The 12,834-nt window shown below is 63.9% G+C and carries 12 protein-coding genes; 10 read left to right on the top strand and 2 right to left on the bottom strand.

What is annotated here, in order from left to right; all coding sequences use genetic code 11:
- The first annotated feature begins 11 nt into the window (after positions 1-11).
- The 7 genes from Q0G75_RS01675 to Q0G75_RS01645 all read left to right on the top strand — a co-directional run bounded on the left by Q0G75_RS01675 (position 12) and on the right by Q0G75_RS01645 (position 7,426).
- The gene (locus Q0G75_RS01675) at positions 12-1,907 is read left to right on the top strand and encodes an ABC transporter ATP-binding protein (protein ID WP_294414854.1); all 1,896 of its coding nucleotides are present in this window, start codon (positions 12-14) and stop codon (positions 1,905-1,907) included.
- Positions 1,904-3,664, top strand: coding sequence for an ABC transporter ATP-binding protein (locus Q0G75_RS01670; RefSeq protein ID WP_365910452.1), 1,761 nt, complete (start codon positions 1,904-1,906; stop codon positions 3,662-3,664). Before Q0G75_RS01675 ends, Q0G75_RS01670 begins: the two co-directional genes overlap by 4 nt.
- 387 nt (positions 3,665-4,051) lie before the next feature.
- Entirely contained in the window at positions 4,052-4,666 is a 615-nt protein-coding gene (locus Q0G75_RS01665; protein WP_294414855.1) for a LysE family transporter, read from the top strand.
- A gap of 651 nt (positions 4,667-5,317) precedes the next feature.
- Positions 5,318-5,545, top strand: coding sequence for a hypothetical protein (locus tag Q0G75_RS01660; RefSeq protein ID WP_294414856.1), 228 nt, complete (start codon positions 5,318-5,320; stop codon positions 5,543-5,545).
- 302 nt (positions 5,546-5,847) lie between these two features.
- Entirely contained in the window at positions 5,848-6,306 is a 459-nt protein-coding gene (locus tag Q0G75_RS01655) for a hypothetical protein (RefSeq protein ID WP_294414857.1), read from the top strand.
- 162 nt (positions 6,307-6,468) lie between these two features.
- Positions 6,469-7,224 carry a metallophosphoesterase gene (locus Q0G75_RS01650; RefSeq protein ID WP_294414858.1) on the top strand — a complete coding sequence of 252 codons (756 nt, stop codon included), beginning with the start codon at positions 6,469-6,471 and terminating at the stop codon, positions 7,222-7,224.
- Positions 7,225-7,267: 43 nt separating this feature from the next.
- Complete coding sequence (locus Q0G75_RS01645) at positions 7,268-7,426, top strand: LuxR C-terminal-related transcriptional regulator (protein ID WP_294414859.1); 159 nt, start codon at positions 7,268-7,270, stop codon at positions 7,424-7,426.
- Between the two features lie 398 nt (positions 7,427-7,824).
- On the opposite strand, the gene Q0G75_RS01640 is transcribed toward Q0G75_RS01645, so the two are convergent.
- Positions 7,825-8,811 carry a DUF5692 family protein gene (locus Q0G75_RS01640; protein ID WP_294414860.1) on the bottom strand — a complete coding sequence of 329 codons (987 nt, stop codon included), beginning with the start codon at positions 8,809-8,811 and terminating at the stop codon, positions 7,825-7,827.
- Between the two features lie 126 nt (positions 8,812-8,937).
- Positions 8,938-9,525, bottom strand: a complete 588-nt coding sequence (locus Q0G75_RS01635) for a TetR/AcrR family transcriptional regulator (RefSeq protein ID WP_294414861.1) — start codon at positions 9,523-9,525, stop codon at positions 8,938-8,940.
- Positions 9,526-9,827: 302 nt separating this feature from the next.
- On the opposite strand from Q0G75_RS01635, the gene Q0G75_RS01630 reads away from it, so the two are divergent.
- From Q0G75_RS01630 to Q0G75_RS01620, 3 genes are read left to right on the top strand one after another with little or no spacing between them, the layout of a single operon-like run.
- On the top strand, positions 9,828-10,409 hold the full coding sequence (locus Q0G75_RS01630) for a cytochrome c3 family protein (protein ID WP_294414862.1): 582 nt from the start codon (positions 9,828-9,830) through the stop codon (positions 10,407-10,409).
- A 54-nt stretch (positions 10,410-10,463) separates the two neighbouring features.
- Positions 10,464-10,955: an FMN-binding protein gene (locus tag Q0G75_RS01625; RefSeq protein ID WP_294414863.1), complete on the top strand. Its 492-nt coding sequence runs from the start codon at positions 10,464-10,466 to the stop codon at positions 10,953-10,955.
- Positions 10,956-10,969: 14 nt separating this feature from the next.
- Complete coding sequence (locus tag Q0G75_RS01620) at positions 10,970-12,817, top strand: FAD-dependent oxidoreductase (RefSeq protein ID WP_294414865.1); 1,848 nt, start codon at positions 10,970-10,972, stop codon at positions 12,815-12,817.
- Positions 12,818-12,834: the final 17 nt, after the last annotated feature.

The following is a 12,834-nucleotide window of genomic DNA, read 5'->3' as shown; positions in this document are numbered from 1 at the left end:
AAGGAATAACCATGGCCGAAGAGGAACCACGCCCAATACCTCGCCAAAACGCCAGCGAAGCCGCCGCCGACCCGCTAGCAACCGCACCCACCCCCAGCCGCAAGCGCAACTCCATCGCCCAGCTGCTCGACTTCGCAGGCAGCAGAAAGCCGCTCACGTACCTCGGCCTGGCGCTCAGTGCCGTGTCGCAGCTGCTCGGCTTCGTGCCCTACGTGTGCATCTGGCTTGTCGCGCGCGACCTCATCGAAGTCGCGCCGAACTGGCAGGCCGCGCAAGGTATCGCCGCATACGGCTGGTGGGCCATTGGCGGCGCGATCGCCTCGATCGCGGCCTACTTCCTCGCGCTCATGTGCACGCACTTGGCCGCGTTCCGCACGGCGTCGAACATGCGCAAGCAAACCACCGAGCACCTCATGCGCTTGCCGCTCGGCTACTTCGACGCCCATGCCACCGGCGAGCTGCGCCGCGTGATCGATGGCTGCGCGGCCAGCACCGAATCGCTGCTCGCGCATGTGCTCCCCGATGCGGCGGGCTCGATCGCCATGGTGATCGGCATGCTCGCGCTGCTGTTCGCCTTCGATTGGCGCCTTGGCCTTGCGTGCCTGGTCCCGGTCGTGATCTCGATCTGCTGCCTCATGACTATGATGACCGGCAAGGGCATGGAGTTCATGAAAAGCTATATGGGCGCGCTTGTGCGCATGAACGAAACCGGCACCGAATACGTGCGCGGCATCCCCGTGGTGAAGGTGTTCCAGCAGACGGTGCACTCCTTCAAGGCGTTCCACGATGCCATCGCCGACTACGCTCGCATGGCGCAGGACTACGCGGGCACGTTCTGCCGAAAACCGCAGGTCTTTCAGCTGTCGGTGCTCAACGGCTTGGTGGTGTTCCTGCTTCCCGTGGCGCTTATCCTGGCACCCGGCGAAGCGGACTTCCCGCGTTTCGTAGCCGATTTCGCCTTTTACGCCATCTTCTCGGCGGTCATCCCCACTGCCATGGCGAAGCTCATGTTCATGAGCGAAGCGTCGCAGATGGCGGGCGACTCCCTCGGCCGCGTGCGCGCGATCTTGGAGGAGAAGCCGCTCGAGGCCCCCGCGAACCCGCGCCCCATCGAAGGCGGCGACGTGCGCTTCGAGCACGTGTCGTTCGCCTACGAAGGCGTCGAAGCCAATGCGCTCGACGACGTGAGCTTCGAGGTCCCCGCCGGCACGACCCTCGCACTCGTGGGGCCATCGGGCGGCGGTAAGTCGACGTGCGCAAGCCTGGTCCCGCGCTTCTGGGACGCAACCGCCGGGCGCGTGCTCGTCGGCGGCGTGGACGTGCGCGACGCCGACCCGCGCGAGCTTATGGACAAGATCGCGTTCGTCTTCCAAACCAACCAGCTGTTTAGCCAGACGCTCGAGGAAAACGTGCGCGCAGCCAGGCCCGATGCCACGCGCGAACAGGTGCTGGCCGCGCTGCGCGCCGCGCAATGCGACGAGATCGTGGCGAAGCTGCCGCAGGGCATCGATACGCGCCTGGGCGCCGGCGGGGCGTACCTGTCGGGCGGCGAAGTGCAGCGCGTCGCCCTTGCCCGCGCGATCCTCAAGGACGCGCCCATCGTGGTGCTCGACGAGGCCACGGCGTTCGCCGACCCCGAGAACGAGGCCCTCATCCAGCGCGCGTTCGCGAAGCTGGCCGAGAACCGCACGGTGATCATGATCGCCCACCGGCTCTCGACGGTGGTAGGCGCGGACCAGATCGTGGTGCTCGACCAGGGCCGCGTGGCCGAGCGCGGCACGCACGCCGAGTTGGTCGAAGCCGGCGGGCTGTACGCCTCCATGTGGGCCGACTACGAGCAGGCCGCAAGCTGGAAGATCGCGGGCGCGCAAGCGGAAGCGGCCGCCCTGAAGGGAGGTGAGGCATGATGTTCGCCTCGTTCAAGAAGAAGTACTTCCTTTCCGACAAGGGCATGTCCGGCGTGAAACACGGCGTGTTCTGGACCTGCGTGACGAACCTGGTCACCATGGCGGGCATGGCGTTTCTGTTCCTGGTGATGGACGGGTTCGTGAAGCACCTGGTCGAAGGCGCCGACCTGCCGGGCGCGGCGGCGTTCGCCATAGGCCTTGCGGTGTTCTTCGCGGCGCTGCTGCTGTCCAATTGGCAGCAGTATTACTACTCCTACTGCATCTACTACGAGGAATGCGGCAACCAGCGCATCGAGATCGCCGAGCGCTTGCGCAAACTGCCGCTTTCGTTCTTCGGGCGGCGCGACCTGGCAGATTTGACCGAAACCATCATGGGCGACGTGCAGGTCATGGAACACGCCTACAGCCATGTGCTCGGCGAGCTGTGGGGCGCCGTGATCTCGACGTCTATCGTGTTCGTAGGCTCGCTGTTCTTCTGCTGGCAGCTTTCGATCGCCGCGTTTTGGAGCGTTCCGGTGGCTTTTGCCCTGCTGTTCGCCACGCGCAATCCGATGAGGCCGGTGTTCGAGCGCAATAGGATGGCGAAGCTGAAGGTGACGCAGGGCATCCAGGAGACGCTCGACTGTGTGCGCGAGATCCGCGCCACCAACCAGGAGCGGTGCTACCTGGCGGGCCTGAACGCCACGATCGACGCCACCGAGCGCGAATGTGCGAAAGGCGAGCTGGTCAACGGCCTGCTGGTGAACACGGCGTACGCGATCCTGCGCCTGGGCATCGCCACCACGCTCATTGCGGGCGCGGCCCTTATCGCCGCAGGCCAGATCGACTTCATGGTCATGTTCGCGTACTTGCTGATGATCTCGCGCATCTACGCCCCGTTCGACCAGGCGCTCGCGCTGGTCAGCGAGCTGTTCGCCTCCGAGACGTCGGCGGCGCGCATGCGCTCGATCATGGAGGAGCCCATGGCCTCGGGCACGGCGGAGTTCGCGCCGGCGGGTCACGACATCGAGTTCGACCACGTGGCGTTCTCCTACGGCGCCGGCGATGACGGGCGAGCGGGGGAGCGCGTGCTGGCCGACGTGAGCTTCACGGCACGGGAAGGCCAGGTGACGGCGCTGGTGGGGCCATCGGGCTCGGGCAAGTCCACCTGCGCGCGCCTGGCTGCGCGGTTCTGGGACGCCACGGGCGGCACGGTGCGCGTGGGCGGCGTCGACGTGTCCGCGGTAGACCCCGAAACGCTGCTGCGCGATTACGCCATCGTGTTCCAGGACGTGCTGCTGTTCGACGACACGGTGATGGGCAACATCCGCCTTGGCCGGCGCGATGCCACCGACGCCGAGGTGCTGGCCGCCGCGCGCGCCGCGAACTGCGACGAGTTCGTCAGCCGCATGCCGCAGGGGTACGAAACGAAGATCGGCGAGAACGGTTCCAAACTCTCCGGCGGCGAGCGCCAGCGGATCTCGATCGCCCGCGCGCTGTTGAAGAGCGCGCCCATCGTATTGCTCGACGAGGCGACGGCCTCGCTTGACGTGGAGAACGAAACCAAGGTGCAATCGGCTCTCACAAGGCTGCTAGCAGGCAAAACGGTCATCGTGATCGCGCACCGCATGCGCACGGTCGAAGCCGCCGACAAGGTGGTGGTCCTCAAAGATGGCCAAGTAGCCGAACAAGGATCGCCCGCGCAACTAAAAGCAGCCGGCGGCCAATTCGCCCGAATGGTAGCGCTGCAAAAAGAAGCCGAGGGTTGGCGGCTGTAATCCCATTCCCGCCGTGAACAGGGGACGGAGGTGCGTTCACGCGAGGACGCAGTGAGCAGCTGATTCCGTCATGCGAGCCCTGACCCTTGCAAGGAATCCGCTATTTAGCTCATTCCTTGCGTCAAAATCAGCAGCTTCAGCGGAAACGGCCTGCTTTCAATGCAAGGAAGTCGCGAAATCGCAACTTCCTTGCATTAGCTGTGCCGAATGAACAGGGGACGGAGGTGCGTTCACGCGGGGGGCGGGGCAGACCTCCGCCGCGTCCTGCCTGCGTCCGCACTCCCGCATCCCGCGCCGCCACACCCGCATGCGTCCCCATACGCTATCATCAGCAGCGTCGTACACCTCGCGATGCCTGGGGCCTTGCTCGGGCGGTAAGGGATATCGGTGGACTTGCTATCCGTGTTCATCCAGGGGCTGACGCTGGGCCTGGCGTATCTGGCGCCCATCGGGATGCAGAACCTGTTCGTCATCAACAGCGCACTGAGCCATAAGCTGGGCCGCGCCATGGCCACCGCGCTTGTGGTGGTGTTCTGGGACGTCTCGCTGGCCTTGGCGTGCTTCTTTGGCGCCGGCGCGCTGATGGACGCCCTCCCGTGGCTCAGGAGCATCGTGCTGGGCCTCGGCGGCCTGCTGGTCGTATGCATAGGCGTGGGGCTCATCAGGTCGGAAGCGGACCTATCCTGCGACAAGGACATGAACCAGCCCTTCGCGAAGATCATCCTCGCATCGTTTGTGGTGACGTGGCTGAACCCCCAGGCCATCGTCGACGGAACCATCATGCTAGGCGCGTTCAGAGCAACGCTTCCCCCAGGTAGCGACCCGTTCTTCATCGCAGGCTTCGCAACCGCCAGCTTCGTCTGGTTCAACGCCCTGGCCCTCGTGTTCAACCGGCTGGCCGGCAAGATCAACGTGCGCGCTCTCACGTGGGTTAATCGCGTCTGCGGCATCGTGATCACCCTCTACGGCCTAAAACTACTCAGCACCCTGGTGCAGTTGTAAGCGAAAGATCCGGCGAAACAACTATCCGCAAAACCGCGTGTCAACCCGGCTAAGCAAAAGCAAAAGCGATAGAGCCGGTAAAACGCATCCGACGTTTAGGCGGGTGCGCCCGGCATCTGGGCGTGTCGACCGTGCGAATCATGACGCTTGGCAAGGGCCTGACCGCATCCGGAACGTCCATGATGCCCTTGTGACGATGCGAGCCATGGCGTTCGGCAAGGGTTAAATCAAGTTGCTGCAAAAAAGCGCGAGTGCATGCCCTGAGGCCTGATGCAGCGACCCGGCAAGACTTCTAACGAGAACAAATACCGATAGCAACGCCAAAACCGCCAAAATAGCCTGCGCGGCATAGCTAGCACTCCGCATACCCGGTAGCGCCCGCAAATTCACGCGCACTCGCGCAATTTTTGGCAGCAACTCTCGGGAACCCTGCCAGTCCCGCATCGCGCAAGGGCGGGGGGCGCGAAAACCCGGCACCAGCCCCTAAAACCCTGCCGGATTCGCTTTGCGCAAGGATCGCAATAGTGAGTAAGCAAGCAATCGCCGAGTAGCGCACAACCAACAGGTTGCGTTACTCGGCCTAGCGTGATACCATCCCATCAGCGGTTGCTCGTTCGAGCTTCGAGCAGCATCTACTCGCAAGGAGGAGCCATGATCACGCTAAACGCTATTGAGCAGAACACGTACCAGCAACTACGATTGGCTATTTGCAACTTGCCGCAAGGCAGCACTTTCCAGGTTCGAGACATCTTTCGCAACCACCTCGGCCAACCAACTAGCCCGCGCATCGCTCGCAGATTGCGCGAAGATGTCGCCGCCGGCGCGGTCCGGCTTCAGCCGCTAGGGCAACGAAGCAGCGAAGGGTACCTCGTCCCATAGCCACATCTCGTAGGACGTCGCGCTGCGTCCTGGCGGCCCGACATGCTGTGTGTCCGGTGTGCCTGAAGCTTACCGCATCGCTGCCGCGAGCACAGAGCCAGCACCCAGCCTCATCCTTGCCGCGAGTGCCTGTCCGCCGCTCGGCAGGTCACCCACCTCTGTCGCAAGCGTCGACCCCCCGCACCCGCAGGCGCCGATCGCTGGCGCGCTTCAAAACGCTACCGCCTGCACAGCACCCCGTCACGTGGCTGCCAGTCGCCGCAAGCTCAATCCGCCCAACTACCAACGCAAAAAGGACCATCATGCAAATCAACATCGCGTTAACCGACAACAACTCCGAACAGGCGGAAACCCTCAGAAGCCAGTGGTATCCCTCCGCCAGCTCCCAGCAAATCCGGGACTCTTTCATCTTCAACGAAGTGGTCGATCGTTTCCAGGGGGACCCTGTCGAAGTCTTGGACGATTATTTCCGAAACGACGACGACTCCCGCACGGCCCAGCGGCGAATCACGCTAAGGCAGGACACGAACGAACGCTTGAGGACCATCGCGTCGGTGGCGAACAAACCCATAGCCGCCACGCTGCGAGCGCTCATTGCGCACGCGATCGACGACCTTGCCGTCGGCGACGCAAAGGAGCGGGTTGGAGCGCAGGCAGACGCCGCGCAACTCCAGTTGCTCAACGAGAAGATCGCCCAGCTGGAAAAGCAGCTTGAAGCCTGCAGCAAGACTTTGGAAGACATCAAGCTGCTCGCAAAGTAACGGCAAATGCGATCCCGCTAGCTGCGCCGTGGCATCGAAGTGCTCGCATGTCGCAAACTCGCCGAACGCGAATTCCCGCATCAAACGCGCAATCTGCATGCACCTGGCCAATAACGCACGTTAGCGCTCGTGCCAACCAAAACCGCAAACCCAGGAGGACCCATGATCTACGCCATGAGCGACATACACGGCTGCCTTGCGCCCCTGAACGCGGCGCTTGAAACGGTGGACCTGCGCGACGGCCGCTCCAAGCTCATCCTGCTCGGCGACTATTGCGACCGCGGCCCCGACAGCCTTCAGGTCTACGAAAGGATCATGCGCCTGCAGGAAGAACATCCTGGGCAGGTGGTGGCGCTGCGCGGAAACCACGAGGAGATGCTCCTTGAATACTGCGACATGGTTGCGGACCCCGATTATGCTCGCGCGTGGATGCTGGCCGACTCTGGGCTCGCAACAACCAAGAGCTTCCTCGGCGCCAAAGCGTTTCAGCAGGTCGTCCATATGCTGAAGCTCAGGCGCTTCGAGGACGCGTACCGATTCTCCGTCGAGCGGATGAAGGCCGACCACGCGAACGTCCTGTCGTGGATTCGCGGCCTGCCGTACTATTACGAAACGCCCACCCAGGTGTTCGTGCACGCCGGAATCGACGAAGACGCCGGCGACCTCTGGAGGATCGGAACCCCGGAAGAATACTTCACCGCGATGATGCCCGATTACGTGGGCCGGCATTTCGACCTGGACGTCATCGCCGGGCACATCACCACCGAAACCATCTCGGGAATACCCGGCTACCGCGGAATCTGGCACGACGGCGCCTCTCATTACTACATCGACGGCAACGTCGTGGATAACGGCCGTGTCCTCGTGTTGCGATACGACGAGGCAACTGGTAAGTACAGCGGCGAAGGGCTGGAGTGACGCAGCTCGCCGCCAACCATTGTCGTCACCCAGCTACCTGGTTTTGCCGCAGTTTGGACGCAAGGGACGCACGAAGTCCTACATCGCCGAGACGCTGTACCTCACGGAGAACACGGTGCGCAGCCACGCGAAACACCTCTACACCAAGCTGGACGTGCACAACAAGCAGGAGTTCATGGACCGGGTGGTGCGTAAACGGTAGTATGCCGCAGGTGAGTTTTGGCACGATTTCGAGCTTTCCGAATCGGCTGCAACGTCAGACGCTACGGAAAATGCGGAATCGTGCCAAGGTGGCACGAAATGCAAGATTCCGGATACGGGAAGTCGGAAATCGTGCCGCCCTAGGCGCTCAAGCGCGTAGGGATTGTGGCTTCTACCCGGTAAGCAAGGCATCGACGGCCAGCAAAGCGCCTGGTAGTCAGCAAGGCATCGATGACCAGCAAAGCGCCTGGCGGCATCTTGCTTTCGCGACCTTGCGCTCGATCGCGCAACGGGGCGCCCGTAGGGAGTAAAAGGTAACGAAAAGCCCAGCCTGCGTTTGCGGGCTGGGCGTTTACGTTTAGGGTATATACGATTCGCGCGTTACTTGCAGCAGGGCGTTTATGCAGCCACGTCCTCGCGGCGAGCCATGGCGCGCTCGTAGTCCTTCGTGCCTACGAACACCTCGTGCTTGTAGGGGTTCACGCCCAGCTTCTTGGCGCGGTAGGCCACGTAGCCCACGGCGGCCACGTTCGCGGCCAGCGCCAGCACGCTGATGACCAGGTTCACGTCGGGGTTGTTCACCGATTGCACGGCGAAGATGGAGTCGTTGGCGAACATGGGCACCACCTGGCAGAACATGCACCACAGGCTCAGCGTGTAGGCGCGGTTCTGGATCCAGCCGCCCTTGTTCCACAGCATGCCGGCCACGGTGGGGGCAAGAAGCAGCGCCAGGCCGCAGTACCAGGAGTGCGTGGGCAGGCAGTTGTAGGTGTAGCAGAAGTTCCAGATGTCGTAGGAGATGATGAACACCCACGTCATGTCGGGCCACAGCATGTCCTGCTTCTTCTTGGACGTGTAGATGCCCCACCAGCCGGTCATGACGAAGATGTTCAGGAGGCCGGCAATGCCGTTGAACACGTTGTGCCAGCCGCCGTACAGGGTGACGCCCTCGGAGGACACCCAGGTGGTGCCGAACGCGCGCACGGCGCTCTCGAAGTCGCTGACCACGGCGATCAGGATGTTGATGGCCACGATCACGAACGGGAAGCACTTGAACCAGTCGGCGTTGCCCAGCTTGCCCCAGTGATACTTCAAGATCATGAAGCCGATGCATCCGGCGGTTGCCGCGTAGAGCTTCGCGTAGTGGAACCAGCTGTTCATGTACAGGTACGTCGGGTTGTTCAGCGCCCAGTCGGCACCGGTGGCCGCGCCGGCGTAGATGGCGATGAAGTAGCCGGTCAGGATGGCGGGGATCACCAGGAAGCAGGTAATGCCGCCGGCCTTCGTGCGGCGTGCGACCTCGTTGAACCCGATGAGCGCGAGAAACACCACCACCCATCCGATCCACTGGTAGACGGCGGTGTCGCCGTAGACTTGGAACAACATGATGACCTCCCTTGAGTCGATACGCTCTCGCATCCGGCGTTTCGGGCGCACAATGCCCGGGGCCGCTTGCGATGCCATTTTCACCAGGCGTTTTGCCTGGTTGTTCCCTGTGTTAGTTGGTAACCGTTAACCGTTTTGCACCGGTTTTCGCTTGGTTTCACGCTCCATGTGGAGCGTTTGCGCGATGATGTCGCGCAGCACCTCATCGGGTGCGTCGCGGTGCGTTCGCACGTAGCCGCAGATGCCCATGATCAATATGTAGAACGTCTCGTAGACGTGGTCGATGTCGATGGGGTGGTTCTGCGCGTAGTCCTGCACGGTGGTTTCCACGAAGTAGGCGGCCATGCGGTCGGCTACGCGGTTGATGAACTCCAGGTACAGCGACGCGTTCTCGTGCGTGTCGAGCGCGCGGCGGAAGCTCGAGTGCTCGAAGACGCCCACGCGCATGACGGTGACCACGCCCGCCAGGCTGCCCTCGATATCGCCCGGGGTGCGCTGCTCGTTCCACAGCTGCAGCGACTCGATGTAGTCGTTCACGAAGTCGTCGATGACCGCGGAGGTGACCTCCTGCTTGTCGCGGAAGTAGTGGTAGAACAGCGATCGCGCCACGCCGCAGCGCTCGCTGATGTCCTTCACCGTCGTGGCGGACAGGCCCTGCTCCTCGTAGAGCTGCCGCGCCGCATCGACGATCTGCTGCCGCCTTTCGTCGCTCATCCGTGCCACCTCCCCTTGGTGCCCGTTTGCTGCGTTGCGCGCCGTGCGTATTGCGTTCCCGGGTGCGCAACCGCCGCCTGCGGGCGTTTCCCCAGGTGCGAGCTTTGCTTTCCCCTGGCGCGCGTCGCGTTCCCCATTCCCCTTAGGTACTTGCGATGGTCATAGGATACGGGGCGCGTTGACGCAGCGTCAATGAACACATTTGCAGATTCGTCAAACATTTGATGGAGAAATCTTGCTACGATGCGGCCATCACGTTCACGAGTGCAACGAAAAGCATGCAACTGTGAAAGGAGGGCGTGATGGAAACGAACGAACAGGCGAAAGCGAAGGGTGGCAAGCGCCGCCGGGCTCCCATCGTGTGCGCGGTGGTTGCCGTGGTGCTCGTGTGCGCCGGCGGCGGATTCTACGTCTGGCACAACCAGCCCAGTTTCTGCAATGCCGTCTGCCACGAGCCCATGGACTACTACGTGGACGGCTACTACGGCGAGGGCGACACGTCCCACGCGCAGCTGGCCGTGGCGCATCAGCAGGAGGGCGTCACGTGCCTGCAGTGCCACGAGGCAACGCTTGAGGCCCAGGTCAACGAGGGAATGGCATGGGTTTCCGGGTCGTTTGAGACGAACGCCGACGGCAGCCTGGCCCCGCAGCTGATCACCGCGGACAAGCAGCAGTGCGCCACCGCCGGGTGCCACGACTGGAACGACGTGGTCGCCGCCACCGAGAACTGGGGCGGTCAGGCGGGCGTGAACCCGCACAGGTCGCACCAGGGCGAGGCCATCGATTGCAGCAACTGCCACAGCGTGCACGGCCAGTCGGTCATGTACTGCAACACGTGCCATAGCTGGGAGGTGCCGGAAGGCTGGAGCAGCCCGGCCAAGTAGCGCAGATCCGCTTGCCGTATTCGGGCAAGCCGGTTTCGGAAAGGAAGGACCGACATGAGGAAGACGACAGCAGCGGCCTGCGGCGCGACGGCGCTTGTGCTGGGGCTTTCGGGTTGCGGCGCATCGTTCGAGGGTTCGGGGTCCAAAGACGCCGCAAGCGCCGAGCAGCTGGCCATGCACGCCGACGATCCGTGGGACGCGGTAGTGCAGATCGACCCGGTCAAGAAGTGCGACACGCCGTTGCGCGATGGGGTGTACACGGGCACGGGCAAGGCCATGGCCGGCAACGTGACCGTCACGCTTCTGGTCGACGACAACCGCATCACGTGCCTGGAAACCACCCAGGACGGCGAGACGCAAAGCGTCGGAGGCTTCGAGGCGGTGCGCGACGGCACCTTCGCCAAGATGATCGAGGCCGCGCAGGGCTCGGATATCGACACCGTCAGCGGGGCCACCATCACCACCGCGGGCGTGAAGCAGGCGGTCGACGACGCCTTGGGTCAGGCGGCCGAAACGTCCGCTGACCAGGCGAAATCGAGCAACTAGCGAAAGGGGAGGACATGAGCAAGCACGATAGCGAAGCGCGCGGCATCACGCGCCGTGGCTTTCTCAGCGCCGCCTGCGCCGTAGTGGGCGGCACGGCGGCGACGGCGGCCATGCCTGCGGCTGCGCTGGCTGTGGAGCAGGGCGTCATCGGCGATTGGGCGGCAGACGGCTCGAAGAGCGTTGCCGTGCCCGACAGCGCTGCCACCAACGCCAACGGCGCGGACGGCACGTACCGCGAGCACAACGCCGCGGCGTTCCCGGCCAACGACGCCACGCCCATCGCCCCGCGCGCGGTCCCCGAGACGTGGGACTACGAGTGCGACGTGTGCGTGGTGGGCGCTGGCGGCGGCGGGTTGAACGCGGCCGCGCGAGCCGCCGAGCTGGGCGCCGACGTCATCTGCGTGGAGGCGCTGGGCCTGCACGGCGGCAACGCGCAATCCGCGGGCATGTGCGGCATCCTGGGCGGGTTCTCCGGCCAGGACAAGAAGCACTTCGCCTTCCCCAGCTACCCCTTCGACGCGCAGGCGCTGACCGATTGGGCCATGGACGAGTACCATTACGCGGCCGACCCGAAGCTAATCTACAAGATCGCCAGCGAAGGCGGCAAAAGCCTGGACTGGATGGCCGACTGCGGCGTGCGCTGGCGTTTGGGCGAGGTGCCGGTGTACGTGGCGCCGAAGAACTCCACGCTCGACCATCACGTGCTGAAGATGAAGGACGCCACCGACGCCATGTTCGCCTTCGGGCAGAGAAGCGGCGTGCGCTATAAGTTCCAGTGCCCGGCCACGGCGCTCGTGCGCGACGATTCGGGGCGCATCGTGGGCCTGGTGGCGCGCGAGGATTTCGACCATGAGGTGTACATCCACGCCAAGGGCGCCGTCATCCTGACGGCCGGCGGCTTCTGCAACAACAAGGCGCTGCTGGAGAAGTACATCCCCACGGCGGCCATGGGCTGCGCGTCAAGCTACCTGGTGGGCGGCGAGACGGGCGAGTGCTTCCGCATGGGCCTGGGCGCGGGCGCCGACGTGTCGGGCTTCAACAGCTCGGCCAGCTTCGATGGCGGCGTTGATTGGCAGGCGGAAGGCGGCCAGTGGGCGCGTTTCCTGTACGACGGCATGACGCAGCTTTCGCGCCAGCCGTGGCTGACCATCGACCGTTGCGGCAACCGCCTTCGCTACATGGACAGCCGCGTGGCCGAGGACGGCGCGAACGCCATCTACGCCCTGGGTGACCTGGCAACCATCCAGATGACGCCTCCGGGGCATCGCAGCTACATCATCTTCGACGCCGATTACGAAGATCACCTGGCGGGGTTCGCGCAGGAGCATTGCCGCAAGCTGATCACGCCCGACCTGGAACAGATCGACAAGGTGCCCGAGCATTACCGCGACTGGCACCACGGCGTGCAGGACGCCATCGACGCCGACGTGCTCAAGCGCCGCGACACGCTCGAGGAGCTTGAGGCCGACCTGGGCTTCGCGCCCGGCGTGCTCACCGAGGCGGTGGCGAAGTGGAACGAGTGCTGCGAGCGCGGCGAGGACGACTTCATGTACCCCATGCCGCCCGAGTGGCTGCACGCCATCACCAAGCCGCCGTTCTACGGCTGCCGCATCGGCGGCAACCTGTACGGCACGAAGGCCGGCCTGCTGATCAACGACCAGATGCAGGTCATGGGCACGGATGGCCTGGTCATCCCCGGTTTGTACGCGGGCTGGCACACCGCCGGCGGCGCGTGCGGCGAGAACAGCTACATCGGCGACCCCATCTTGGGCTCGCTCATGGGCGATGTGGGACTGGCGTTTTGCGGCGGGTACCTGTGCGGCACCTCGGCCGTCGAGCACGAATTGCAAGGCGCGAAGTAGGGAAGGGGCGTGACGGA

Source organism: uncultured Senegalimassilia sp. (assembly GCF_934636665.1).
Lineage (GTDB): Bacteria > Actinomycetota > Coriobacteriia > Coriobacteriales > Eggerthellaceae > Senegalimassilia.
This window is presented reverse-complemented; position numbering and strand designations above follow the sequence as displayed.